Below are 26,574 nucleotides of genomic sequence, written 5' to 3'. Positions count from 1 at the left end.
GGGCTTCAACCTCCAAAAGGGGAAGAACGATGACGAATTTTAAGAGAATGCTGCTCGCCGCTGCCCTGGGACTGCCCTTTGCGGGCCAGGCAATGGCACAAACCAAAATTGAAGGCCTGCATGTCTGGACGTCGGCGAGCGAGGTCGGGGCCCTGAAAGTCATCACCGACAAGCTCAAGACCATGGGCTTCGAGTGGCAGGACAGCGCGGTTGGTGGCGCCAATGGCGCCAATGCCCAGCAGGCGTTGCGCACTCGTGTCGCCGCCGGCAATCCGCCTGCGGTGATGCAGTTCCTCGGCTTCGAAGGACTGGGCTGGGCCAAGGAAGGCGTGCTGCGTTCGTTGAATGACCTTTATGCCAAGAACAGCTGGAAAGCCGCCCTTCCTCCGGTCATGCTGCAATTCCTGGAGCAGGATGACAGCTTTTTCTCGACTCCGATCAACATGCATCGTCAGAACTGGGTTTGGGCAAATAAGGCCGTCTTCGACAAGGCTGGGATCGCCATTCCCACAAGCTGGGACGAACTGATTGCCAGTGCCGAAAAGCTGAAAGCGATTGGTGTTACGCCGATAGCGATGAGCGACGAGAGCTGGCAGATCGAAGAGCTGTTCGAATCCATGCTGATCGACGTGAACGGCCCCGATTTTTACAAGAAAGCAGCTATCGATCTTGATGAGACGGCGCTGTCCAGCCCCGAGATGATCAAGACGTTTGAACTTCTGGGCAAGGTGCGTGGATTGCATGATGCCGGTTTCACCGGCCGTGACTGGGCGGCTGCGACCAACTTGGTCGCCAACGGCCAGGCAGGCATGCAGATCATGGGCGATTGGGCGAAGGGTGAATTCCTCGCCAAGGGCATGAAGCCCGGCGTCGATTTCCTCTGCTTCCCGACGCCGACCGCCACGCCGAATTACAAGTTCGTGTTCGATACCTTCGGCGGCTTCAAGATCGACAATGGCGATATCGCAAAGGGGCAGGACGCGGTCGCGGAAGCCATCATGGACCCCGAGGTTCAGAAGAAGTTCAATCTGATCAAGGGCTCGATCCCGGCTCGTCTCGATGTGCCGATGGACGATTTTGACGACTGCGCCAAGCGCAGCTTTTCGGACCGCGTCGCTGCCATCAAGGACAACGCCATCTACGGATCGCTCACCGACGGCTTTGCTGTCGAGCCGCGTTTCTCTGGCGTGTTCCAAGACGTCGTCGGCAAGTTCTTCGTCACGGATATGAGCGCGGAAGACGCGGTCAAATCCCTGGTCGACGGGATCAACAACGCACGCTGAGGCGTGCGTTCGCTGCCGGGGCAATGCCTCCCATGAGGTCCCGGCAGCGCCTTTCTCGCAGCTCCATTGACCCAACCTGAGGGCAAGCCGATGAGCAGACCCACCCCTTTATCGAACCGTATTGAGCATTGGTTGCCACGGCTTGTGCTGGCGCCCAGCCTCTTGGTTGTGCTGGTTGCGGTCTACCTGTTCATCTGCTGGACGGGTTGGATCTCGCTCTCGTCTTCCATGATCGTGCCGAAATACGATTTTGTCGGCCTCAATCAGTATGTCCGCCTGTGGTCGACGCCGCGCTGGCACACGGCCGTGTTCAATCTGTTCGTCTTTTCAACACTGTTTTTGGCCCTGACCACCGGGCTCGGACTGTTGATGGCAATCCTTCTCGACCAGAAGATCCGCGTCGAAGGCACATTGCGGGCGATCTTTCTCTACCCGATGGCGCTGTCCTTCATCGTCACCGGCACCGCCTGGAAGTGGATTCTAAACCCCGCTCTGGGTGTGCAGAAAGTGATCAATGAGCTCGGCTGGACCAGCTTCGTTTTCGACTGGATCGCACAGCCGACTTTCGCGATCTATTGCGTGGTGATAGCCGCCGTCTGGCAATCGACCGGCTTCGCCATGGCGATCTTCCTGGCCGGCCTGCGCGGCATCGACAATTCGGTCATCAAGGCCGCCCAGATCGAGGGCGCAAGCCTGCCGCGAATCTATCGGACAATCGTCGTGCCGATGCTGCGCCCCGCCTTCCTGAGCGTGATCGTCTTGCTCAGCTATATCGCAATCAAGAGCTTCGATCTCATTCTGGCGCTGACCAACACCGGACCCGGTTCCGCGACCGAAATGCCTTCCACCTTCATGTACTCCGCCACCTTCCGGCGTGACCAGATGGGCGTTGGCGCAGCCAGTGCGATGATGATGCTGATGACCGTCGCTGCGATCATCGTTCCGTATCTCTATTCAGAGCTGAAGGAGTCCCGCGATGGCCACTAATGCCGCGTCCTTGGCCACCAGTTCCACGCCCTTGGCCACCAATGCCAGGTCCTTCCGTCGACAGCATCGTATCGGCCGTGCCGTGATCTACGGCAGCCTGTTTTTCATGGCTGCGTTTTACCTGATGCCGCTCTGGGTGATGATCACCACTTCGGTGAAACATCTCGATGAGATCTATGCCGGCTCCTTTATCGGCCTGCCACAGCAAATCAGCTTCGATGCCTGGCGCACCGCTTGGTCAGAGGCTTGCAACGGAACCGCCTGCAAAGGGCTGAAACCCTACTTCATCAATTCGCTGCTGTTGACGATCCCAGCCGTAATCATGTCGACCGGCATCGGTGCGATCAACGGCTATGTCATCACTAAATGGCGGTTTCCCGGCTCCAACGTGATCTTCGGGCTGCTGTTGTTCGGCTGCTTCCTGCCTTTCCAGGCAGTGATTCTTCCCATGGCGCAAACGTTGGGCATTCTTGGTCTCGCCGGGTCTCTTCCGGGGCTCGTGCTGGTCCACACGGTCTACGGCATCGCGTTCACCACGCTGTTCTTCCGCAACTATTTCGTCAGCATTCCCGATGAACTTGTAAGAGCGGCGAAGATCGACGGTGCCGGTTTCATCAGGATCTTCGTATCGATCATGCTGCCGGCGGCCCTGCCGATCATCGTCGTGTCCTGCATCTGGCAGTTCACCCAGATCTGGAACGACTACCTGTTCGGGGCGTCATTCACCGCTGGCGAAAATGCCCCCATCACCGTAGCGCTCAACAACATCGTCAACGTCTCGATGGGCCGCAAGGAATACAACGTCGACATGGCTGCCGCCATGATCGCCGCGCTTCCGACCCTTTTTGTCTACGTCGTCGCTGGAAGATATTTCGTGCGCGGCCTTACTGCCGGCGCCGTGAAAGGCTGATGCCATGTCAACTCTCGAAATCGATCGTGCTCGCAAACTCTATGGTGAACTCGAAGTTCTGAAGGAGGTCAGCATCTCCATCGGAACCGGTGACTTCCTCGTACTGCTCGGCCCTTCGGGCTGCGGCAAGTCCACGCTGCTCAACATGATCGCGGGGCTGGAAGAGATATCGGGCGGAGAAATCCGCATCGCCGGCAAGGTGGTCAACGACCTCTCGCCGAAAGATCGGGATATTGCGATGGTGTTCCAGTCCTACGCGCTGTACCCCACGATGACCGTGCGCCAGAACATCGAGTTCGGCATGAAGATACGCGGTGTGCCACAGGCCGAGCGGGACAAGGCCGTGAAGACCGCGGCAGACCTGCTCCAGATGACGCATCTTTTGAATAGGAAGCCGTCCCAACTTTCGGGCGGTCAGCGACAGCGTGTGGCGATGGGGCGCGCGATCGTGCGTCAACCCAAGCTGTTCTTGTTCGACGAACCTCTCTCCAACCTGGACGCCAAGTTGCGCGTCGATATGCGCACGGAGATCAAGCGCCTCCACGCACGATTGGGAACCACCATCGTCTATGTCACCCACGACCAGATCGAGGCCATGACGCTCGCCACGCGCGTCGCCGTGATGAAGGACGGCGTGGTCCAGCACCTCGACGATCCGCAGTCGGTCTACGACCGGCCGGCGAACGTATATGTGGCCAAGTTCGTTGGCTCGCCATCGATGAACATCATTCCGGCGAAGCTCGAGGTGAAAGAAGGCCGCGCGGTTGCTGTCATCGACATCCCTGGCGCGGCGCCCACTGAACTCGCCGGAATTCCGGTCTCGTCGCAGGCGGCTGCCAAATACGCCGGGCGCAGGGTCCTTGTCGGGATCCGTCCTGAACTTTTCAGCCTTGCCGGCGCACAGTCTGCGCAAAAGCTGTCGGTAAATATCGACGTTGTCGAACCGACCGGACCCGACACGCTTGCCCTGTTCCAGGCAGGTGGCGTCGAGGTCACGGCGCGCGTGCCACCACGAGCCGTAGCAGCCCGCACGCCCGCGACCCTCGCTGTCGATACTGCCAAGATCGTGCTGTTCGATGCTGAGACCGAACAACGCATAGATTGAGGCGCCGACTTGGACCAGACAGCAGATATCGTCATCATCGGATCGGGGATTGGAGGCGCGTCCCTGGCCTATAGCCTTGCCGATAGCGGCAGGCGTATCGTGATCCTGGAACGTGGCGAGCACCTGCGGGATACCCCCGAAGCGCGCGATGATACGGCCATATTCCTCAAGGGATTTTATCGATCGAGCGAAGAGTGGATTGGCACCGATGGCGAGGCTTTCCTGCCGGGCAATTATTACTATGTCGGCGGCAATTCCAAGTTCTTTGGCGCGGTCTTGTACCGCTACAGAGAGGAAGATTTCTCGCCTCGCCCCCACATGGATGGCGCTTCACCAGGGTGGCCGATCACCTATGACGAACTCGAGCCGTGGTACGAGCGGGCCGAGGCGATCTTCAAGGTGCGCGGCGATGCCTCACAGGACCCGACGGAGCCGCCGCGTGTGAGCCCCTACCGCTTTCCCCCGGTGCAGGACGAGCCCGCCATCGCCGCTGTGCGGGCTCGCCTGAACAAGGCAGGCGTACACCCCTCCAGTCTTCCCCTGGCCATCGACATCGATGAATGGCTTCGCCGCGCCAAGACCGGATGGGATGCTTTTCCCAATACTGGATCCGGCAAGGTCGATGCTGAGGCCGGCCCGCTGGCGGCGGCGCTCGAGCACGGCAATGTCAGCCTCTTGACTGGGGCGAATGTCTTGCGCCTGGAGACCGATCCGGCCGGTCAGCAGGTGATTGCCGCGGTGTTCCTGAAGGATGGCGTTGAGCAACGCATCAGCGCTGGCGTCTTCGCTGTTGCGGCCGGCGCCGTCCAGACCGCTGCGCTGCTGTTGCGGTCTGCCAATGGCGCGCACCCGCGCGGGCTGGCCAATGGCTCCGACCAACTCGGCCGAAATTTCATGAACCACAACACCACCGCCATGCTGACGATCGATCCGCTATCCGCCAACACATCGGTTTACCAGAAGACGCTTGCGTTCAACGACTTCTACAATGCCGATCCGGAGACCGGATTTCCGCTCGGAAACGTCCAGTTACTCGGACACATTACGGGAAATATCCTGAAGGCCAACGCACCACTACTGCCGCGCTGGCTGGCCGGTCTGATAGCCCGCAATTGCTATGGCTGGTTCCTAACCAGCGAGGATCTGCCCAATCCCGACAGCCGCGTCACGGTCAGCAACGGCCGCATCGTCATGCATTGGGTGCGCAGCAACATGCGGGCGCACGAGACCCTCATCCGCAAGACGCGTCACGTCATGCGCAAGGCGGGCTTTCCCATCGTTCTCACCCGAACTTTCGGCAGGAAGACGACTTCGCATCAGTGCGGCACTGCCAGACTAGGGAACGATCCGCAGACGTCGGTCGTGTCGACCGATTGCCGTTCGCACGAAATCTCAAACCTCTACGTGACCGACGCTTCGGTACTTCCTACATCAGCGGCCGTTAACCCCGCACTGACCGTTGCGGCCCTCGCCATCAAGGCTGGCGCCGCCATCAAGCAGAGGTGACGGTGTCACCTCCCGCGGCAGAGAGGACGCCGCTGAAGGCGAGCCCTGGTGGGACGCCGAGAAACTGAGCGTCGTACCCCGCAGAGGCCCGGGTCCAAGGCTTGCGGCAGCCCCGTCAGGCCGATCGGGTCCACAGGCAAGCGATGGGGCGGTGTGTGGTGCCAGATCCTGTCCTGAGAGAGGAAGCAACCATGTTTGTCGAACGCATCGAATCCGACCTGATCGGACCGCTCGCTATCCCTGGCAATGTGCTCTACGGCGTGCACACCCGTCGAGCGGAACAGAACTTTGACATTTCGGGGCTGCGCCTGAGGGATTTCCCCGAGCTCATCCAGTCGATGGCCATGGTGAAAAAGGCCGCTGGCCTGGCGAACATGGAACTCGGACTGCTCTCGCCCGAAAAGACACATGCCATATCGGATGCCTGTGACGAACTCATCGGACTTCGGGGGATCGAAGAGAATTTCCCCGTGGACATGATGCAGGGCGGGGCCGGCACGTCCACGAACATGAACGTCAACGAGGTTGTAACGAACCTGGCCTTGATCAAGCTCGGCGCAGCCGTTGGCGACTATACGAGACTGCACCCCAATGACGACGTAAACCTTTCCCAGTCGACCAACGATGTGTATCCGACCGCAATCCGGCTGACGGTGTTGCGAGCCTGCGAGGGACTGGTATCCGCAAAGGTCGGCTTGCGTGAGGCGTTCCGCGCGAAAGCGCTGCAGCATGCAAATGCCCTGAAGGTCGGCAGAACTCAGCTTCAAGATGCCGTTCCGATGACAGTCGGGCAAGAGTTCGGGGCCTTTGCCGAACTCATAGATGAGGACATCATCCAGCTTCAATCGGCATCGAGATTGTTGCTGGAAATCAACCTCGGCGGTTCGGCAATCGGCACGTCGATCAACGTGCCTCGCGAGTTCCCCAGTATCGTTTGCCGTCATCTGTCGCAAATATCCGGGATTCAGCTTATCGCCGCGCGCAACCTTATCGAGGCAACGTCCGACACCGGAGGTTTTGTCTCCTTTTCAGGTATGCTGAAGCGCATCGCTGTCAAGCTGACCAAGATCTGCAACGATCTGCGCCTCCTTAGCAGCGGACCGCTCGGCGGCCTCGGCGAGATTCGCTTGCCGCCGGTACAGGCCGGCTCTTCCATCATGCCGGGCAAGATCAACCCCGTCATTCCGGAGATGATGAACCAGCTCAGTTTCCAGGTCATTGGGAATGATCTTGCCGTGACGCTCGCCGCGAGCGCCGGGCAGCTCCAACTGAATGCAATGGAACCGGTGATCGTCTTGAACATCCTGCAATCAATGCGGTTGTTGACGAGAGGAATGCGGATTTTCAAAGAGCGCTGCGTGGACGGGATCGAAGTCGACGAGGATCGCTGCAAAGCCCTGCTTGACCAATCTCTTGCTTTGGCCACGCCGTTGGCAAAGCTCATTGGCTATAGCAAAGCGGCGGAGCTGTCGAAGCGCGCTTTGGCAGGGAAGAGAAATTTGCGCCAGGTCGTTGAAGACGAAGGTGTTCTGCTCCCTGAACAGATTGAGCAAATCTTCGGCAACAGCGCCGAGTTCATCGGTCTTTCAGATGCTCCTTAGGATTTATGGTCGTAAGATATATTCCGTTCCGTAGAGATTGTGATGCGTTGTTGTAGCGCAAGATCGGAAGCGCTTCCGAAGGAATAAGAAGTTGTACGCTTCAAGTGGCTCCGGGTGTGCGTGAGACGAGGTCGGGCTTTTCTAAAGTCATCCACCATCTGGTGGACGAATGAAGCAGTGACGTCGACGAAGCGCCGCATCTCCGCTTCGGCCGGGGTTGCTTGGGGAACCGGCTGTCGGGGTAGATGAAGGCCAAATACTGGCCTTGAAGCTACCTGACGCGCGGCGGCTGTGCGGTTTGTCGTTCGCCAACTGACGGCCGCATTTCCGGCTGTAACTGCACCTGAAGGCTGAAGGGTGGACGTAAGTATAAAGTATGGTGCCCTCAGCCAATCGAAACGGGATCAACTTGACGCGCTGTGGAGCAAGTGACGCCAAGCGACGCCAAGCGACGCGCAAACTGAAATGGGCAAAGATACTCCCGGCCGCGAACGGCGGCCTGAGCGACAAGGTTATAGTCGCAATCTTGAAGGTCTGGGGGTCGACGATTTATCGGACCCGGCGGGGCCTTGTGGAAGCGAACCTGGAGAAGCGCTCGTCGAGGAGACGCCTCGCGTGCCGTCACAGTGCCGCCCCTGCGCGCATGTCTTGACGCTAATGTCGATTTTCCTAGCGCCAATCAGAGCAAAGGACGCGCAGCTACGCAAGACATGCTTCACCTCGCTTCAACAAACCTGTGTCTGCGAAATTGTGTGACGCGTCAATCTGGAAGAACCTACTGGAAGAACAAAGTGCGCGGTCAACAGGGTTCGACCAGCCGCCGGGGACATGCATTACAACTGAGACTTTGATGATCGTGGCCCAGCCGACTCCGCGGCTGAAAATTGAGCCACGTACTCAAAAGTGCGAGCGGACGACGGACCGTCACCCGCCGGGATAGGCAAAAGATGAGCCTGGCACGAACAAGGACTAGTGCAATCCTGGCGGGCCCCACGGTCGCCTACATGTTGGCTTTCTTCGTCGTTCCCAGCCTTATCCTTCTCGTCTACAGCTTCTGGTCATCCGCCTCCTACCGCATCGTTCCGGATTTCCAGTGGGGCAACTATGCAGACTCGCTGATGTCGCCGGTGTTCTGGAAAGTCACCTTCAACGCCATCCGCATCGGCCTGTTGACTGCTACGGTCAGCCTGATCCTCGCGATTCCGGTCGGCTACTACCTTGTTTACATCAGCCGCTCGCAAGTCATCCTCTACCTAATCCTGATCACGTGGTTCTCGAGCTACCTCGTGCGCATCTATGCCTGGCGCACGTTGCTCGGCACCAACGGCGTGCTCAACACGGTCTTGCTACAGCTCGGCCTTATCGACCATCCACTCGAGGCGTTACTGTTCAACTCCTTTGCAGTTACGATCACGCTGGTTCACGTTTATCTTCCATTCTGCATTCTGCTGGTGGTGGCCTCGCTCAGCGAGATCAAACGCGACCTGATCGATGCCGCGCGCGATCTCGGCACCACGTCGTTCGGCGCATTTCATAGGGTCATCGCGCCGAACGCGGCCAACGGTCTCATTGGCGCCTTCATGCTCACCTTCATTCTCGTCTCGGGCGACTACGTGACGCCGCAGATGCTCGGCGGCGCATCTGGCCAAACCACCGGACTGCTCATCGCGGACCAGTTCCGCAAGACCGGTAATTGGCCGCTGGGAGCGGCGCAGGCGTTCATCATGTTCGCTGTCTCGGTGCTTCTTTACACGATCCTGCTGGGGCTCGGCCGCGTCAGCGGACTGATCGTCAAACGCCGGCGACCAACCGCCTCCGCGGAGGCTTAAATGCTGATCAAGCTCGTCGTGTGGACCATCCTAGCCTTCTTGCTGGCGCCGCTCGTCATCATCGTGCTGTTCAGCTTCCACGATTCGCCGTCGCTTTCCTTTCCGTTCGCCGGCTTCAGCCTGCGCTGGTACGAGGAATTGCTGGGCAATCCGCAACTGAGCGCCGCGGTGCTGAAAAGCCTTGGCATCGCGCTGCTGACCGCTGTCATCACCCTGCTGCTCGGCGCGACGGCTTCTTTGGCTTGGCTGCGTTCCGGTCGCTTCGGCCGCAACCTGATCGAGGCAGTGACGGTCACGCCGATCGCGCTGCCCGGCCTGTTCGTCGGCGTGTCGCTGCTGGTCCTCTTCGCCCAGGCTGGGGTGCAGCTTTCAACTGTGACCATCGTCATCTCGCATGTCGTCATCGCCATCCCGATCATGATTGTGGCCATGAAGGCGCGACTTACCCTGTTCGACATGTCGCTGGAGGAAGCGGCTCGCGACCTGGGCGCCAGCCAGTTGCAGACCTTCTCGCGCGTCACGCTGCCGCTGATCGCGCCGACGCTCATTTCCTCGGCAATCCTCGCCTTCGCCGTCTCTTTCGACGAGTTCGTCGTGACGTCTTTCGTGGCAGGCACCGAGACGACGCTGCCCATGTACATCTGGTCGATGATGCGGCGCACCGTGACACCCCTCATCAACGCCATCTCCACACTGGCTCTCGCCTTCTCAGTCGTCATTCTGGTAGGCGCGTGGGCGATCGGCAGGTGGCGTCGCAGTTCATCCATCTCAGGCCGCGAAACGTCGTGAGGAGCCCAGCATGACCCCTCCCAATCCCATCATAGAGATCAAACGCGGCAAGAAAGTCTTTGGCAGCTTCATCGCGCTGTCCGACATCGATCTCGCGATCGAGGAGGGCGAGATTCTCACCCTGCTCGGGCCGAGCGGCTGCGGCAAGACCACGCTGATGCGCCTCATCGCGGGCTTCGACAGCCTGACCGAAGGCTCGCTACGCATCGGCGGCGTGGATGTCGCCGGCGTGCCGCCGGAGCGACGGCCCGTCAACATGGTATTCCAGCGCTACGCGCTCTTCCCGCATCTGGACGTCTTCGAGAACGTCGCTTTCGGCCTAAAGGTCAAGGGCCTTCCCAAGAACGAGATCAAGGAACGCGTTCAGCGGATGCTACACATCGTGCAGCTGGACAGCTTCGCCAACCGCTATATCGATCAGATCAGCGGTGGGCAGAGCCAGCGTGTCGCGTTGGCGCGGGCGCTTGTGAATGGACCGAAAGTCCTGCTCCTCGACGAGCCGCTAGCAGCTCTCGACCTCAAAATCCGCCAGCACATGCTTTCTGAGATGAAGCGCATCCACGCGGAAACCGGTGCCACCTTTGTCTACGTAACACACGACCAGGACGAAGCCATGATCCTGTCGGACCGCGTTGTGCTCATGGAGAAAGGACGGTTCGTTCAGGTCGACCGCCCCGAGGACATGTATGCGAAGCCTAAGTCGCTGTTTGCTGCGAAATTCCTCGGCGAGACCAACCTGTTCGAGGCCAAGGTTACACACGTCAACGGCGTCGGTACAACGGCGGTAACGCCCTCCGGAATCCGCTTCCTCGCAAGCCACGCGCCGAATGCGTCAAGGGACGACAAAGTTGCAGTTTCCCTTCGTCCGGAATCGCTGAGTTTCCAGGAGGGCGACGCAGCGCGGCAGTCGGTCGAGGGGACAGTCGACGACATTGCCTTCATCGGCAGCCGCTCCTTCTATACCGTGCGGCTGGACGACCAGTCCTTCGTCCGCATCCAGGTGCAACGCGACGGCCGCAACCTCCTGCCAGCGTTGCATGCGCGGACCAAGGTTTTCTGGGACGCCCACAATGTGGTGATGTTGCCAAACCATTGACCCAGCCGCCGCCAGTAAGGCAGGGCCGCCCACCATTCGCAGGATGGCGCACGGCTTGCGTCGTCAAGCGGCGGCAATTTCGATCATGCGAAATTGTGGAAGCGTCTGCGAAGCGGGAAACTTTCCAAGCCAAGAAACACGAAAAGGGGAACGAAGATGAGACGAATTTGGTCAACAGGCGAGATCCTGCAGGCGAGGGTAGGCCGCCGCTCCTTCCTTCAGGGCGCCACGGCTCTGGCCGGCGGCGCAATGCTTGGTCCGCTTCTGCCCTTCCCGGCGCGCGCCGCAAGCGGCGACCTGCAGATTATGGCTTGGGAAGGCTGGGAGCTGACAGATGAACTCGCCGACTGGCGTGCCAAGAACGGCATCAACGTCCAGGTCAGCGCCATGGGCAATCAGGACGACGTGACGACAAAGTTCAGCGTGCCGAACCCGCCGCCCTTCGACGCCGCCGAGTATAACCAAGGCTACGCCGACCTCTACCTCGACGTTTTGAAGATCGCCAAGCCGCTCGATAAGGTCAAGCTGTCGAACTACAACAAGGACAATCTCTTCGACGTCTTCTACGACAAGCCGACCTGGTTCCGAAACGGCCAGCTCTACGGCGTGCCCTATGCATGGGGACTCAACGCTTTGGTCTATAATCCGGCGCTGATGGAAAAGCCTACCTCCTACGAGGACCTGCTCAAGCCCGAGTTGAAGGGCAAGATCGCCTTCGTCGATGATACGCTCGCCACTTGGCCTATCGCTGCCCGTATGGCCGGCCTCGGTGACAAGTTCCCGAATGTCACGCCCGACGAGATGAAGGCCATCTTTGAAAACCTCAAGAAGTACCGCGACCAGTCGCGAATCATCAGCCTGACCTACGGAGACCTCGTTTCGCTGTTCGTTTCGGGCGAAGTGGCCGCGCTCTTCTGTGGTTGGACCGGCATCCCGGTCGAAACTGCCAAGCAGGGTGTCAAAACCGAATACACGATCCCGAAGGAAGGCGCCGGTACCTGGTGTGATGCCTGGTTCATGCCGCCGTCGGTCGACAACGAGGATGCCGCTTACGCCTTCATCGACATGGCGATTTCGCCGGAAATCCAGGCCAAAGTCGTCACCCGCAACGCCGCCGGCGTGGTATCGCCGAAGGCGGTTGACCTTTTGCCACCGGAGACCAAGGCGCTGTTCGACTATTCAGACGTCGAAGGCATCTTCAAGTCGTCACCGCTGCTTGGCATTCCACCGCTTGAGTCGACCCAGTTCGCCACTTACGCCGACTGGGTCGCAGCGTGGAATGAATTCAAGGCCGCCGGCTGACCGGCGCCTCGCTCTTTCCTCTTATGCCCGCATAGTGAGGCGGCCTCGTCCTGCGCCGCCTCGCTGTCTCTTAACGGATAGCAGATGCCCGACTACATCGTGATCGGGGGCGGCTCGGCCGGATGCGTCGTCGCCTCACGCCTTTCCGAAGACCCCGCTACATCCGTGCTACTTCTCGAAGAAGGCCCGGAAGACCGACACATCGCGATCCATCTGCCTGCAACGGTCTACAAGACGGCGACCGGCAATTTGCTGCAACGCTTCGAGCAGGAAGTCACAGCCGGAAACCCGAAAGCCCGTCCGCCGACCATGGTGCAGGCGCGAGTGCTGGGCGGCGGCTCATCGGTCAATGCCATGCTCTATGTGCGCGGCATCCCCTCCGACTATGACGGCTGGGCAGCCAACGGCGCCGAAGGATGGTCCTACGCAGATGTGCTGCCGTTCTTCTTGAAGGCGGAAGATAACGACACGCTGGCAGGCCCAGCGCATGCGCGCGGCGGACCTCAACACGTGTCCAGTCCCGAGCATGTCAGCCCGTTGACCAGGACTTGGCTGCAGGCCTGCCAACAGGCCGGTATTCCCTATGTCGCTGACTTCAACGGTGGCGAGCAGGCGGGCTCGGGCCTCTACCAGCTCACGCTGCGCAACGGCCGCCGTGCCAGCGCCGCCGTATGCTACCTGAGACCGGCGCGCAGGCGGCGCAATCTCTCCGTACAGACCAGCAGCCGCGCCCTGCGCATCCTCTTTGACGGCAAACGGGCTGTCGGCGTTGAGTATATGCGCGGCGGCGTCCGCATCGTGGCGAAGGCCGAACGCGAGGTGATCGTGTCGGCAGGCGCCATCAATTCGCCCCGGCTGCTGCAACTCTCAGGGATTGGCCCGGCCGCGCATCTGGCCCAGCTGGGCATTCCGGTGGTTCATGACCTGCCCGGCGTTGGCCGGGGCCTCCAGGATCACATGGATGTCTATCTGATCTATGAGCTGAACGGCCCGCACGGTTACGACAAGTACAAAAAGCTGCATTGGAAGGCTTGGGCGGGGCTGCAATATGCGCTTTTCCGCAAAGGTCCGGTCTGCTCGAACATCATCGAAGGCGGCGCCTTCTGGCGGGTCAATTCAGACGATCCGCACCCCGACATCCAGTTCGCCTTCCTCGCCGGCTCGGGGGTCGAGGACGGCGTCGCGCCAGTAGAGAGCGGCTATGGCTGCACACTCAACGCCTGCCAGATCCGGCCGCGCTCACGCGGCTTCGTCGAACTGCGCTCGGCCGACCCGGTCGATCCTCCGCGCATCCAGCCGAACTATCTGTCGGACCCCTATGATCTCGACACCATGGCCCAAGGCGTGCGCCTCGGCCAGAAGATCATGAGCCAGTCGCTGCTGGAGCCCCTAATCAGGCGCGAGACGCACCCTGGCCGGCAAATGCGATCGATGGACGACTACCGCCACTACGTCAAGGAAATGGCGCAAGGCGCATTGCATCCGACCGGCACGTGCAGGATCGGCAAGGACGCCAGGGCTGTCGTCGACGGCCAATTGCGTGTCCACGGCGTTTCGGGGCTGCGCGTCGCCGACGCTTCCGTCATGCCAACCGTGCCGTCCGGCAACACCAATGCGCCAGCGATCATGGTCGGCGAGCGCGCCGCCGATTTCCTCCGCCGCAGCCGCAACGATCTTTGATGATCCTGGCTAACGCGTGTGATGCGCGTCAGGCCGACGCGGTGCAAGCCTGACCCTCTTTTGCCAAACCGCACAACACGGTTCCGCAGACCGCAGTGACGCTCCTCCAGTTTCTGACTGAATGGACACCCGCGCTGACAAGGAGGAGGCGCACTTTCCGAAAGGAGTGCGCCAAAAGAGCCGCTAGCACGGGGCGCGTAATCGACCGGCTACGACCTGACCAAGCTCTTCATCGGGTCCGAAGGCACTCTCGGCGTAATCACACAACTCACCATCCGCGTTCATGGCGTCCCAGAAGAGACCGTCGCGGTGTGCGGCTATCCTTCGCTGAAGGCTGCGGTCGCCACGGTGCCTCAAATTATTCAACTTGCATTGCCGATTGCGCGAGCGGAGCTGATGGACGAGCCCGCCATGCCGGCATGCGTCGACTACTTCAAGCTCGATTATGAATACGGCCTACCTTGTTTTTCGAATTCGCTGGCGCGCCCCAAGCTGTTGCCGAACAGATAGCCACTGTCGGGGCGAAATCCGCCGAAATGGGCGGAGGCGAGTTTCGCTGGGCCAGAGGAGAGCGGGGCGGCCCTGTGGCGCGCGCGCCATCGCATGCACAGTGCGTTGTTGGCCAGCCGGCCCGGCGCGAAGGTAATGCCCACGGATGCTTGCTTCGGCAACAGCGCCGAGTTTGCGGGTCTCTCGAACGCCGTCTCGGCTTGAAGGGCAAACGGCCCCGCGTGAGGCACTCGCAGCCACAAAGCCGGGTTGGCAAGCACGATATCAATGAAAGTGGGGAGTGACGTACTGAGTGGACTTCAAAATCCAAGCAGACGGGTAGCATCTGTCAGGTCGGGAAGGGACAGGACTCCTTCCGGGAAATTCGTTGGTGACGGGCCGTTGCGGATTCCGAGGAACGGGATTCCCAGTTCGATCGCCGCCGAACACTCGGTGATGGAATCACCGACAGCCACCACCGTTTCCCGGGCAAGGCCCAAGGCAAGGATCCCGGTGAAGGCCTCATGCTTTCTGGTAGGCGCACCGATGACGATTTCGAAATAGGGGTTCAGGTCGCGTTGTCGGACGATCTCGACCAACTCTCCATGCGGCGTACCCGAGACGACAAAAAGCCGGGAGGGACCGCGAGCGGCGTCCAGCAGCGATCTGGCCCCGGGGATGAAAGGTGCGGAAAGTACCTTCTTGAAAACGATATCCGTGAACCTTTGTGACAGGAAAGAAAGTCTCTCCTCGGTCGGTTCCTGGCCGAGCATCGTTTTGTCAAAATGTTTGAACTTTTCTCGACGAGATACGCCTCCATGCTTGCGCTGATAATCCAGGATGAAAGCAGCCCATTCTTCGCCTTTCTCGGAATAGATCTCCGCAAAAGCCTGAGCCTTGATCTCGGCTGAATCCAAGATGACGCCGTCGAAATCGAAGATTATCGCCGAAGGGCGGGCCGGGAGAACTGTCTTAGGGGGCACGCCTTGCCTCTTCATTGCGATGTTTCCCATGGCAGCAGCGGCAATGGTCTACACGGCGCTGGCGAGGCGCAGTTGCTTCAGGCCTCGCGGGGGGCAAGCCGATTTTCTCACGATCAATTGAGAGTCCAGCCGCACAAAGCGAGGAGACTCTCCTGTGGAAAGCGACATGTGGAGCATCTCGGCGCTCAGGCGTCCCATTTCCTCGGCGGGCACGGCAATCGTCGTCAGCGGAGGGTCCAACTGTGCGGCATACTCTGCGTCGTCGAAGCCCACGACGGAGATGTCCTGTGGAATGCGAATCCCAAGCCGGCGGCTTTCGCTTAGGGCGCCGAAGGCAACCACGTCGGTATTGCAGACCAGTGCGGTTGTGTCGGGATATTTGACCAGCAGGGCGCGCATCGCTTCGGCGCCGTCGCGGATGGTAAAGTCGCGAATAATGATGTTCTCCTCGCCCTCCAGTTGTCTCGCCCCTATGAAATCCTTGTAGGCGGCAATTCTGGTGCGCTGACGATCGCTGCCCTTCGGGCTGCCAGCAATCATGGCAAAATTTCTGTGGCCAAGATCCGCGAGGTATTCCATCGCGCTCTGGGTGGCGGCGTAGTTGTCAAAGCCGATACAGGGCACGATCTCTTCGGGGATATACGAGTAGGTCGTGACGACCGGTATATGCGGCTCCTTCAGGTAGCGCACCAGTGCCGGATCCTCTATCGCCCCAACCAGCAGCAGCGCTTCGGCGCCGCGATCGACCAGCGTCTTGACCTTCTCGAACACGTTGGCGTGCTCGAAACCTGTCGTGGCGACAATCGTGATGTAGCCATGCTGAGCGAACGTATCCTGGAAGTGATTGATCATCTTTGCAAAGATAGCGTAGTCGAGGGTGGGAATGGCGGCCCCGACAATGTGTGTCTTACGCGACCGAAGCGCCTTGGCGGCAGGATTGGCGGCGTAACCGAGGCGTTGCGAAATCGCCAGCACACGCCGGCGCACATCCTCGCTGACGAGATCGGGCAGGTTGAAGGCTCTCGACACTGTCGCGACAGATACGCCCGCCTCCCGGGCGACATCGAACACGCCAGCTCGTTTCTTGAGCTTTGACTGTTTCGTCTTTTTACCGGGCATACGCCGCCACCGTGATCGTTGGTTTCACCGACCTTCAGCCTTTGTCTTCGACTTCGCCCGGCTTGACAAGTCATAAAGCGCTTCAGGTGAAATCGTTTTCATATTTCAAGATTGGCGCTTGACAAGGGGGTCATGAAAATGAAAACGTTTACACGATTTGGGAACGCTAAGGCGTACTCGGTTCGCCTTGCATCAAAACAGGAGGAGCAACAAGTGACCGACCCGATCAGACTGCCCTTTTCCCGTCGCGACTTTTTGAAGGCTTCCGCCGGTCTTGCCGCGGCGATGGCGGCGTATCGCGCCTCGTCGGCCTATGCGGAGGAGGTGACGCTCAACATCCTCAACAGCAACTCGGTGTGGGCCGGGGCCCTGACTGACCAGGTGGCGAAGGCCTACACGGGCGCAAAGATCACCGGCGAGTCCAATCCCTATGAGTCGCACTATGAAAAGATGCTGATCGAGCTCTCGCAGGGCTCCGAGACGTTCGACATCATCACCACCGACAGCCTCTGGGTTCGCCAGCCGCAGCGCAATAAGTGGGCGCCGACGATGGAAGACATCAAGGCTGCGACGCCGGGCCTTCCCGACATCAACTACGGGAACGTCACCGAAGGATCGCTCCAGTACTCGATCTATCAGGGCAAGCACTACGGCCTGCCGCTCGCCATGACAATTCCAGTATTCATCTATCGCCGGGACCTGTTCGAGAAGGCTGGCATCGACAAGGTGCCTGTCACCTGGGACGAGTATGTCGCGGCCGCCAAGAAGCTGCACAGTTCGGATGTGGCCGGAAACACGCTGTGTCTGGGAGGGCAGGACGCCCACATGTCCGGCGACTGGATGACCCGTGTCATGGGTATGACGAAGCTTGCGCCCACGGATGACGGTTGTTTCAACGATGCCAACGAACCCGTCTTCAATTCGGAACGGCAGGGCGAGCATGCCATCGAGCGGCTGAAGGAGGTCTTGCAGTATTGCCCGCAGGGCGTGTCCGGCTTCGACTATCCGGAAGGCCAGTCGGCGATCGGCCAAGGCACGGCAGCCATGATCATATCCTGGTCGGACGCGCTCTCCGGAATTGAGAGTGGACCGCACGCCGGCAAGTTCGGTTACGCCGTGGCGCCCACGGAGAAGTTCCAGCAGTCGATGATTGGCGGCTGGACCGTGGTGTTGAATGCCTCGAGCAAGAAACAGGCCGAAGGCTACAAGTTCCTGGCCTGGCTTGCCGATGGTGGCTACAAATATTTCTCGGAAGCTGGCGAAACGTCGATTTGCTACAAGCCGGATCTGGACAATCCCGAGATGATCAAGAAGATCCCCGGACTTCACGTCTTTGAGGATTTCAAGACCCGCGGCACGCAACCGATCGCTATCCCGCCGTACCGCCTCACCAACGCGGTGGAAGTGCAGCGGGCGATCTACGAGGAGGTCCTCGCGGGCGTGACCGGGCGAAAGACGCCCAAGACCGCCATGGTCGATGCCGTTGATCGAGTGGCAAAGCTCATCAAGGGCTGAAGTCGCCGCACCGGTGCGTCGGGATATCCGACCGTCGTTGAACAGGAACGCGCCGCGGGCCTATGCCCGCGTGCGCCCTGGAGAGCAGGGAACCATGACAGCCAGCATAGAGAGTTTGCCAATCGCAAGCGACCGCGCGCAGCGCGCCGGAGAGCGCTACACGGGCATGATCCTGCTTGCGCCGACCATGATCATCATGACTGTCGTCGGTCTGTTTCCACTCCTCCACTCACTGTACATGAGCATCACCGGCTATAGGCCGGCGGATCCGGACAAGTTCCAGGGATTTGTCGGTCTCGGCAACTATGCGGATGCGCTCGCGGACGCCCAGTTCATGCATTCAATCCTGCTGACGCTGCTGTTCACGGTGCTCTCGGTCGGACTGTCCCTTACCTTCGCGATTCTGCTCGCCCTGCTTTTCAACCTCAGGCTCAGGGGTTTCACCGTTCTCAGGACCATCATCATCGTGCCGATGCTGATCACGCCGATCGCGGTCGGCATCACCTGGCGCATCATGATGATGCCCGATCTCGGCGTGCTCAACTACGTGCTCAGCCTCGCGGGCATCCCGCCCCAGCCTTGGGCCGGCGAGAAAGCCAGCGCCATGGCTTCGATGGTGCTTGTCGATGTCTGGCAGTGGACGCCGTTTATGTTCCTCATCATCTTTGCCGGCCTGTCAGCGCTGCCGAAGAGTCCCTTCGAGGCCGCGGCGATCGACGGCGCATCCCCCATTCAGACATTCTTCATGGTTACTCTGCCGATGCTCAGGCCGGTGATTGTCATCGCCAGCCTGCTGCGGATCGTCGACGCCATCCGAACCTACGACACCGTCTACATCATCACCCGAGGCGGCCCCGACTTCGCCACCGATCTGCTCAGCGTCTATCTGGCGCGCGTGAATTTCCGTTTCTTCAATCTCGGATACGGCGCCGCGCTGTCCTGGATCACGCTGCTGATCATCCTGACCGTGGTTCTGATCTTCGTGAAGTATACCGGCTTCATGCGCATGGTGAACGAAAAGGAGGCACGCTGATGTCGAGTTCGACTGCGCCACGTGGATCGCTCTTCAGCGGTATCGGCTACTATCTGCTGGCCCTGATCTCGACCGCCTTCTTCGCCTTTCCGATCGTCTGGATGACGCTGTCTTCGCTGAAGTCGGATGTCGACATATCGGCCTATCCGCCGAAATGGATATTTTCACCGACACTGGAGAGCTTTCGCAAGCTTTTCACCGAACTCAACGCGATGGATGCGTTGATCAACAGCGCCTTCATCGTCTGCCTGGCCACGCTGTTTGCAATGATCGCAGGCACGCTCGCCGCCTACGGACTGGCCCGATTTGACGTGAAGAACAAGAACTTCATCGCCTTCGAAGTCCTGTCGATCCGCATGTTGCCGCCCATGGTCAGCGTTATCCCGCTGTTCATCATCGCCAAGCAACTTGGCATCTTCGACACGCCGTGGCTGTTGATCGCCGTCTATACGCTGAATGGTCTGCCGTTCGTGGTCTGGGTGATGCGCGTCTTTATCCAGGAGATTCCACAGTCGATCGAAGAGGCCGCGCTCATCGACGGCTGCAGCCGCTTCGAGTGCTTCTGGCGCGTAACCTTGCCTCTGCTTTTGCCGGGTCTCGCGGCGACCATGGTGATCATCTTCATGTTCGCCTGGAACGAATTCCTGCTCGCCAGCATCCTGACCTCGTCGGAAGCGCGCACCTTGCCCGTCATCGCGGCCAGCTCGATCAAGGCCAAGGCTATCTCGTGGGGATTGGGATCGGCCGCGGGCGTGCTGATGTCGTTGCCGGTCGTCGTGCTCGTGCTGTTGATGCAAAAATACCTGGTCAGGGGTTTGACCCTCGGCGCCGTGAAGGGATGAGGAAGAGATAATGGGTATCGAAGTCAAATCCGTATACAAGCGCTTTGGCGCCTTTACCGCCGTCAACGGCGTCTCGGTCGACATCAAGGACGGCGAGTTCTTCGTCATGCTTGGCCCCTCCGGCTGCGGCAAGACCACGACCTTGCGGATGATCGCCGGACTGGAACTCCCCAGCGGCGGCCAGATAAAGATCAATGGCCGCGACGTCACCTACGAGGAACCTCGCCATCGCGACATCGCGATGGCGTTCCAGGACTACGGACTTTATCCGCACCTGTCGGTATTCCAAAACATCGAGTTCCCGCTGAAGGTGCGCAAGATTGCCGAGGGCGAGCGCAAAAAGAAGGTGCAGGCGACCGCGGAGAAACTGGGAATTGCCGAGTATCTGGACCGCAAACCGGGGCAGATCTCCGGCGGGCAGAGGCAGCGCGTCTCCCTGGCGCGGGCCCTGGTCCGTAACCCGCGTGTCTTCCTGATGGACGAGCCTCTCTCGAATCTCGATGCCAAGCTGCGAGCCACGATGCGCACCGAGATCAAGAAACTCGTGACGAGCCTCGGCATCACCACTGTCTACGTGACCCACGATCAGATCGAAGCCATGTCGATGGCTGACAGGATCGCCGTCATGCGCCGCGGCGACATGGTGCAGGTCGCAACCCCGCTCGAAATCTATGACAGGCCGAGGACCGAATTCGTCGCCGACTTTATCGGGTCGCCTCCTATGAACCTGTTTCCTGCCCACTTTGACGGCAAGAAGGGAATCGCCGCTACCGTGCAGCCATTTGCCGACAGTCTGTCCGGCGAGGTCGCCGACAGGGCAAGCAGCTTTGCCGATGCCCAGGGACAATTCTATGTCGGCGTACGCCCCGAGCATCTCATGATCGTGCGCGACGGCGTTGAAGGCGCAGCCTCTGCAAATGTCGACTTCGTGGAGCCCCTGGGGCAGACAACCAATGTCTACGTCGACTGCGGTGGTCACAAATTCATCGTCGTGACGGATCGCACCGAAGCCAAGATCGGCGACGTTGTCGGTGTAGCCGTAACCCCCGGCAAGAGCCGGCTCGTCGCGCGCAACTGACCGGGGACGTGAGCTGATGAACGTGCGCGAATACGAGAACTGGATCGATGGCGCCTGGGCGAAGACCGATCGCAAGGTGGAACGCAAGTCACCGGCCCATGGCGAGCTGCTGGCGAGGTTCGCGCAAAGCGACGAGAACGCCGTCAACGCCGCGATCGAAGCTGCCCGAAGGGCTTTCGATGACCGATCCATATGGTCAGCCATCCCTGGCGCCGAGAGGGCAAAGGCTCTCGGGCGCTGGGTGGATCTGCTGATCCGTGAGATCGACAGGCTTGCCTTGATTGAGGCCGAAGAGGTCGGCAAGCCGATCCGCTTCGCCAAGGCCGAGGTCGAATGGTCGATAGAGCTTGCGCGCTATGCTGCAGCGCTCGCCTGGCAAATCCCCGGAGATCTGGTTTCCAATATCGGGGACGCAAATCTGGGCCTTGTGACCCGTGAACCGCGCGGCGTGATCGGAATGATAACGCCGTGGAACTTTCCCCTGGTTACGCTGTTCCAAAAGCTGCCATTCGCGCTCGCTGCTGGCTGTACGGTTGTGATCAAGCCGTCCGAGCTGACCTCAGGGTCGACGCTGGAAATCGCCAGGCTCGCGAAAGACGCGGGCCTTCCCGACGGCGTTATCAATGTCGTCACCGGCTCCGGCCGCACCGTCGGCGAGATGCTGACAGGGCATCGTAAGGTCGACATGATCTCGTTCACCGGCTCGACTGCGGTTGGAATCAGGATCGCACAGCGCGCTGCCGAACAAGTCAAACGCGTTGGCCTCGAATTGGGCGGCAAGGCGGCAAATATCGTCTTTGCCGATGCCGATATCGACGCCGCGCTGGATGGCATCCTGCTTGGCTACGTTCTCAATCAAGGCGAGGAATGCGTTCAAGGCACGAGGCTGCTGGTCGAGGACAGCGTCGCGGACAGCTTCCTGGAAAAGCTGGTCGAGCGCTCGAAGAAGATCCGGCTCGGCCTGCCGACGGATGAAAAGGCGGATGTCGGAGCGCTGATCCATGAAAAGCACATGGAACAGGTGCTGTCCTACATCCAGAGTGGCGTAGACGAGGGCGCTACACTTTTGCTCGGCGGCAGCCGTGTCACGGAGAACGGCCTGGGCAACGGCTTCTATGTCGCCCCCACGATCTTTTCCGACGTCACCCCGGATATGACGATCTTCCGCGAAGAGATTTTCGGGCCGGTTCTGGCTGTCACCCGTTTCGCCAGCGTGGATCAGGCGATCGCCTTTGCCAACGATACGAATTATGGACTCGGCAATGGTGTCTGGACGAAGGACATAGACAAGGCGATCCGCGTTTCACGCGAACTCCGCAGCGGGACGGTGTATGTGAACACCTTTCTCGAGACCGCTGTTCAGCTTCCGTTCGGAGGGTTCAAGGAGAGCGGAATCGGTCGTGAAAACGGCCTGGACGGATTGCTCGAGTTCACCGAGGTAAAGTCGACCTTTATCAAGCTAGGGCAGCGCCCGCACGCCTTGCCGCACACCGTGGCGAACTGACACGTAAGGAGTGACCCTCGGTGGTAGACAAGAAGACGTTCGATTACATCGTCATCGGCTCCGGCTCGGCAGGTTCGGTAATCGCTTCTCGCCTCGCCGAAGACCCTTCCACGACTGTTCTTCTTTTGGAAGCAGGGCCATCGGATCAGCATATCTACATCCGCATGCCGGCGGCCCTCGGCTTCCCGTTGATGAACGACCGCTTTAACTGGTTCTACAATTCGGAGCCGGAACCACATCTGCAGGGACGGATCGTTCATGAGGCGAGGGGGCGGGTGCTTGGCGGCTCGTCCTCCATCAATGGCATGAATTGGGTCCGCGGCAATCCCTGGGACTATGACAATTGGGCAGGCATCGGAGCAGGCGGGTGGTCGTATGCGGAATGCCTGCCTTATTTCAAGAAAGCCGAGACATTCGACAAGGGAGCGAACGCTTATCGCGGCGGGGCAGGGCCGATGCAGATCGAAACCTGCAAGGCGGAAAATCCCCTCTATCACGCCTTCCTCAACGCCGGGGTGGAGAGCGGGCTGAAGCATGTTGCCGATCACAATGCGTATCAGCAGGAAGGTGTTCACATCACCCAGCGCAACGTCCATGACGGCATTCGCTGGAGCACCTCGCAGGGCTATATCCATGCGCAGCCCCGCAAACCCAATCTCACCGTGCTGACCGGCGCAAGGGTCACGGGCATCGAGACAAGCAACAAGCGCGTCGTGCGGGTTGCGGTTACCACCAAATCCGGTGCTCAGCAGTTCGAGCCGGAGCGTGAGACCATTTTGTGCGGCGGTGCCCTCAACTCGCCGCAGCTCCTGCTTCTTTCAGGCATCGGTCCGGCCGAGGATCTCAAAAACGCCGGCATAGCCGTTAAGCATCATCTGCCGGGCGTCGGCCGCGGGCTGAAGGATCACGTCGCCGCGCCGGTGATGTATCGCGCGACCAAAGACGTTTCGGCCGCGAAGGACCTGTCCACCTTTGGCAAGGCCAAGATTGGCCTGCAGTGGCTGCTGTTCAAGAAGGGGCTCGGCGCGACCAATTTCTTCGAGGTGGGCACGTTCATGCGCACGCGCGACGAAGAGGCCATACCCAATGTGCAGTTCGAGTTCGTCCCGATGCTTGGTGAATTCCAGCATGGCAACGTCAAGCTCGAGAACGGTTTTCAGTACTTCCTCAGCCTCATGCGCCCCAAAAGCGAGGGACGCGTCTTGGTGGAGACGGCGGATCCGACGGCTGCGCCAAAGTTCGTGTTCAACTACCTGCAGCATCCCGACGACATGGTGCAGGCGGTCCAGGCCGTTAAGGCAATTCGCAGCGTAGTCCGCCAGCAGGCCTGGGACGAATTCCGGGGCGTGGAGGAAATGCCTGGATACTCGGTCGCGACCGACGATGACATCGCCAATTGGCTGCGCGGCATTGCCGGCACAAACTACCACCCATGCTGCACCTGCCGAATGGGCGACGGCGACGACGCGGTCGTCGACAAGGACGCAAAAGTGCACGGCATTGAAGGTCTCAGAGTTGTTGATGCCTCGATCATGCCCGAGATCGTCAGCGGTAATCTCAATGCCCCGGTTATCATGATGGCGGAAAAGGTCGCGGACGCCATCCGAGGCCGCGTCGCTTTGCCTGCGGATCTACAGCCGTATCACACCGCTTGAAGACAGTCAGGGATGCAATGTCGAGGACGCTTGATATCTATCGTGAAAACGATTACATAAATCAAAAACTCGTGTGGCGAAATATTGCAGCAGAAAGATTTCAATGAAAGAGAGTGTATAGGCGAATTAATATTTGAAACGTCAGCTGACGCCATCGTTTCTGGCCAAGGTATTCGTTGAAAACTCGAACAAATCCGATCTCGAAAAGGAGCATGGACGTGAGTGAACTAAAAGGAATCTGTGTGCCGATCTGCACGCCATTCAAGGACAATGGCGCGGCCCTCGATGAGGGCGCGCTGGGCGCAAACATCGATACGCTGATCGATGCGGGCATTCATATCATCGCGGTCAACGGCGGAACGGGCGAATTCCCGTTCCTGACTGAAAGCGAGAAGCGGCGCATAGCGGAGGTTGCCGGCAAGCGCATCAACGGTCGCGCCAAGCTGATCGTCCAGACATCGGCCTTGCGCACTGAAGACGCCATCGAAAATTCGAAGCATGCTCGCGACGCCGGCGCCGACACATTGCTCATCCTGCCGCCCTTCTTCGAGGGGCCGGGCGAGCCAGGCGTTCGCTACCACTACGAACAGGTATCCAGCGCCGTGAACACTCCGATCATGGTCTACAATATTCCTCAGTACACCGGTTTCGACATCACGCCTGACGTCTACAAGCGCTTCAGCGAGATCGATACCGTCAAGTACATCAAGGACAGCACCTCCAACATGATGCGCATCGACCAGCTGTCGGCACAGGGTGCGAAGGTGTTCAACGGCTGCGACTATCTGAACTTCTACAGCCTGCTGAGCGGCGCGCCGGGTGTTTTCACTGGTTCCGGCAACGCGGTTCCGGAGCAGCTCGTGCGGCTCTACGATCTGGTTCAGAGCAAGAACCTGGCCGAAGCGACCGCGCTGTGGCTCAAGCTGCGTCCCCTGTCGCTGCTGCTCTGGACCGCCCCCTTCAATCCAGTCGCCAAGGCAGCAAGCACCAAGACGGGGCGCCCTGTCGGCGAGTGCCGCCTCCCGGTTATCCCCTTGACCGCTGAGGAGGTTAAACTGGTTGACAAGGCGCTTGCAGCGGCAGCTGCCTGACGCGATCCGGTCGTCCCCGGGGCTTCGTTGCCCTGGGTATCCGGCTGCTGCAACTGGTCCTGGACATTCGTTCTTCCTCGTCCAGCATCGGATTGCACGATTTCATGGCCGGCCTGGCAGAAAGGATTGAGGAATGCGGTTGTCGCGGATGATCAACGTCGTGGGCGCTCACGCCGAGGGCGAGCCGAACGACGTCATTACAGGCGGTGTCATCGATGTTCCCGGCAAGACCATGTTCGAGAAGGCACGATGGCTGGAGACCAAAGGCGATGACCTTAGAGCCTTTCTCCTGCATGAACCTCGCGGCAAGGTCACGCTCTGCACCAACCTGGTTCTGCCCTCGTCTCACCCTGACGCTCAGATGGGTTACGTCATCATCGAACCGACCTCCTATCCGCCGATGTCGGGCACGAACACCATATGCACGGTGACCGTGCTCCTGGAGACCGGGATCATTCCGATGCAGGAGCCTGTCACCAACCTGACGCTTGAGGCGCCAGCCGGCCTGATCGAGGTCGAAGCGCGGTGCCGGGACGGAAAGTGCGAAAGCGTCAAGTTCAGGAACCAGCCGTCCTTTGTCATGCACCGAGACCGGATGATCGAGGTCGAAGGCATAGGATCGCTTCGCGTCGACGTTTCCTACGGGGGGATGATCTACGTGATCGTCGACGCCCAGGACTGCGGCTTCGAGATCGAGCCGTCCGAAGCGCGCGATCTTTCGGATGTCGGCGAAAAAATCAAGCGGGCGGCGGCCGAGCAACTGCCATCCGTGCACCCCGAAAACCCAGAGATACACACAATCAACCAGACGCTTTTCGCCGGTCCGCTCGCGGTAAGCGACGGGATCAAGACATCCAGGAACGGGGTCATCGTCTCGCCAGGCAGACTGGACCGCTCGCCTTGCGGGACCGGCACCTGTGCACGACTGGCGCTGCTCCATGCACGCGGTGAAGTCGCTGCCGGCGAACAATTCATCCATGAGTCGATCATCGGCACAAAATTCGTCGGCGAGATATTCGAGAGCACCCGGATCGGAGGTCTCGACGCCGTGTCTGTCGCCATCACCGGACGGGCCTGGATCACAGGCTTCCATCAGTTCGTGCTCGACCCGAGCGATCCGTTTCCGAGGGGCTACACACTTTCCGATACCTGGCCCGGTGCCTGACCAATATCCATC

The 26,574-nt window shown here is 59.9% G+C and carries 22 protein-coding genes; 20 read left to right on the top strand and 2 right to left on the bottom strand.

Annotated elements, in window-relative coordinates:
* The first annotated feature begins 29 nt into the window (after nt 1-29).
* From EN786_RS00380 to EN786_RS00325, 12 genes are all read left to right on the top strand, one after another.
* Nucleotides 30-1,283, top strand: a complete 1,254-nt coding sequence (locus tag EN786_RS00380; RefSeq protein ID WP_127308983.1) for an ABC transporter substrate-binding protein — start codon at nt 30-32, stop codon at nt 1,281-1,283.
* A gap of 90 nt (nt 1,284-1,373) precedes the next feature.
* Nucleotides 1,374-2,270: a sugar ABC transporter permease gene (locus EN786_RS00375; protein ID WP_127308984.1), complete on the top strand. Its 897-nt coding sequence runs from the start codon at nt 1,374-1,376 to the stop codon at nt 2,268-2,270.
* Nucleotides 2,260-3,180 carry a carbohydrate ABC transporter permease gene (locus EN786_RS00370; RefSeq protein ID WP_245478121.1) on the top strand — a complete coding sequence of 307 codons (921 nt, stop codon included), beginning with the start codon at nt 2,260-2,262 and terminating at the stop codon, nt 3,178-3,180. Before EN786_RS00375 ends, EN786_RS00370 begins: the two co-directional genes overlap by 11 nt.
* A gap of 4 nt (nt 3,181-3,184) precedes the next feature.
* Nucleotides 3,185-4,285: a sn-glycerol-3-phosphate ABC transporter ATP-binding protein UgpC gene (gene ugpC, locus EN786_RS00365; protein ID WP_127308985.1), complete on the top strand. Its 1,101-nt coding sequence runs from the start codon at nt 3,185-3,187 to the stop codon at nt 4,283-4,285.
* A 9-nt stretch (nt 4,286-4,294) separates the two neighbouring features.
* Nucleotides 4,295-5,791, top strand: coding sequence for a GMC family oxidoreductase (locus EN786_RS00360; protein WP_127308986.1), 1,497 nt, complete (start codon nt 4,295-4,297; stop codon nt 5,789-5,791).
* Between the two features lie 191 nt (nt 5,792-5,982).
* Entirely contained in the window at nt 5,983-7,392 is a 1,410-nt protein-coding gene (locus tag EN786_RS00355; protein WP_127308987.1) for an aspartate ammonia-lyase, read from the top strand.
* A 947-nt stretch (nt 7,393-8,339) separates the two neighbouring features.
* The gene (locus tag EN786_RS00350; RefSeq protein ID WP_127308988.1) at nt 8,340-9,221 is read left to right on the top strand and encodes an ABC transporter permease; all 882 of its coding nucleotides are present in this window, start codon (nt 8,340-8,342) and stop codon (nt 9,219-9,221) included.
* Nucleotides 9,222-10,010 (top strand): ABC transporter permease, encoded by a 789-nt coding sequence (locus tag EN786_RS00345; protein ID WP_127308989.1) that lies wholly within the window; start codon nt 9,222-9,224, stop codon nt 10,008-10,010.
* Nucleotides 10,011-10,020: 10 nt separating this feature from the next.
* On the top strand, nt 10,021-11,106 hold the full coding sequence (locus EN786_RS00340) for an ABC transporter ATP-binding protein (protein ID WP_127308990.1): 1,086 nt from the start codon (nt 10,021-10,023) through the stop codon (nt 11,104-11,106).
* Between the two features lie 156 nt (nt 11,107-11,262).
* Nucleotides 11,263-12,408, top strand: coding sequence for an extracellular solute-binding protein (locus EN786_RS00335; protein ID WP_127308991.1), 1,146 nt, complete (start codon nt 11,263-11,265; stop codon nt 12,406-12,408).
* Nucleotides 12,409-12,492: 84 nt separating this feature from the next.
* Nucleotides 12,493-14,088 (top strand): GMC family oxidoreductase N-terminal domain-containing protein, encoded by a 1,596-nt coding sequence (locus EN786_RS00330; protein ID WP_127308992.1) that lies wholly within the window; start codon nt 12,493-12,495, stop codon nt 14,086-14,088.
* 216 nt (nt 14,089-14,304) lie between these two features.
* Nucleotides 14,305-14,598 carry an FAD-linked oxidase C-terminal domain-containing protein gene (locus EN786_RS00325; protein ID WP_127308993.1) on the top strand — a complete coding sequence of 98 codons (294 nt, stop codon included), beginning with the start codon at nt 14,305-14,307 and terminating at the stop codon, nt 14,596-14,598.
* Nucleotides 14,599-14,897: 299 nt separating this feature from the next.
* Here the strand turns inward: EN786_RS00325 and EN786_RS00320 are convergent, their stop codons facing one another.
* Both EN786_RS00320 and EN786_RS00315 read right to left on the bottom strand, forming a co-directional pair.
* Complete coding sequence (locus EN786_RS00320; protein ID WP_187331425.1) at nt 14,898-15,575, bottom strand: HAD hydrolase-like protein; 678 nt, start codon at nt 15,573-15,575, stop codon at nt 14,898-14,900.
* A gap of 33 nt (nt 15,576-15,608) precedes the next feature.
* Nucleotides 15,609-16,679: a LacI family DNA-binding transcriptional regulator gene (locus EN786_RS00315; RefSeq protein WP_127308995.1), complete on the bottom strand. Its 1,071-nt coding sequence runs from the start codon at nt 16,677-16,679 to the stop codon at nt 15,609-15,611.
* A gap of 111 nt (nt 16,680-16,790) precedes the next feature.
* On the opposite strand from EN786_RS00315, the gene EN786_RS00310 reads away from it, so the two are divergent.
* The 8 genes from EN786_RS00310 to EN786_RS00275 all read left to right on the top strand — a co-directional run bounded on the left by EN786_RS00310 (nt 16,791) and on the right by EN786_RS00275 (nt 26,562).
* Nucleotides 16,791-18,194: an extracellular solute-binding protein gene (locus EN786_RS00310; RefSeq protein WP_127308996.1), complete on the top strand. Its 1,404-nt coding sequence runs from the start codon at nt 16,791-16,793 to the stop codon at nt 18,192-18,194.
* A gap of 94 nt (nt 18,195-18,288) precedes the next feature.
* On the top strand, nt 18,289-19,227 hold the full coding sequence (locus EN786_RS00305) for a sugar ABC transporter permease (RefSeq protein ID WP_189340221.1): 939 nt from the start codon (nt 18,289-18,291) through the stop codon (nt 19,225-19,227).
* A complete protein-coding gene (locus EN786_RS00300) occupies nt 19,227-20,069 on the top strand; it encodes a carbohydrate ABC transporter permease (RefSeq protein WP_127308998.1) in 843 nt (280 codons plus the stop codon). The genes EN786_RS00305 and EN786_RS00300 overlap by 1 nt, the downstream gene beginning before the upstream one ends.
* A 10-nt stretch (nt 20,070-20,079) precedes the next feature.
* On the top strand, nt 20,080-21,147 hold the full coding sequence (locus tag EN786_RS00295; RefSeq protein WP_127308999.1) for an ABC transporter ATP-binding protein: 1,068 nt from the start codon (nt 20,080-20,082) through the stop codon (nt 21,145-21,147).
* A gap of 16 nt (nt 21,148-21,163) precedes the next feature.
* Nucleotides 21,164-22,651, top strand: a complete 1,488-nt coding sequence (locus EN786_RS00290) for an aldehyde dehydrogenase family protein (RefSeq protein WP_127309000.1) — start codon at nt 21,164-21,166, stop codon at nt 22,649-22,651.
* A 20-nt stretch (nt 22,652-22,671) separates the two neighbouring features.
* Nucleotides 22,672-24,306: a choline dehydrogenase gene (locus tag EN786_RS00285; protein WP_135907900.1), complete on the top strand. Its 1,635-nt coding sequence runs from the start codon at nt 22,672-22,674 to the stop codon at nt 24,304-24,306.
* 212 nt (nt 24,307-24,518) lie between these two features.
* Nucleotides 24,519-25,397, top strand: a complete 879-nt coding sequence (locus tag EN786_RS00280; RefSeq protein ID WP_127309002.1) for a dihydrodipicolinate synthase family protein — start codon at nt 24,519-24,521, stop codon at nt 25,395-25,397.
* Nucleotides 25,398-25,530: 133 nt separating this feature from the next.
* Nucleotides 25,531-26,562 carry a proline racemase family protein gene (locus tag EN786_RS00275; protein WP_127309003.1) on the top strand — a complete coding sequence of 344 codons (1,032 nt, stop codon included), beginning with the start codon at nt 25,531-25,533 and terminating at the stop codon, nt 26,560-26,562.
* The last annotated feature ends 12 nt before the right edge of the window (nt 26,563-26,574 follow it).

This window comes from Mesorhizobium sp. M4B.F.Ca.ET.143.01.1.1, assembly GCF_004792275.1.
GTDB lineage: Bacteria > Pseudomonadota > Alphaproteobacteria > Rhizobiales > Rhizobiaceae > Mesorhizobium > Mesorhizobium abyssinicae.
The sequence above is the reverse complement of the archived record's forward strand: the minus strand, read 5'-3'. Positions and strand labels throughout refer to the sequence as shown.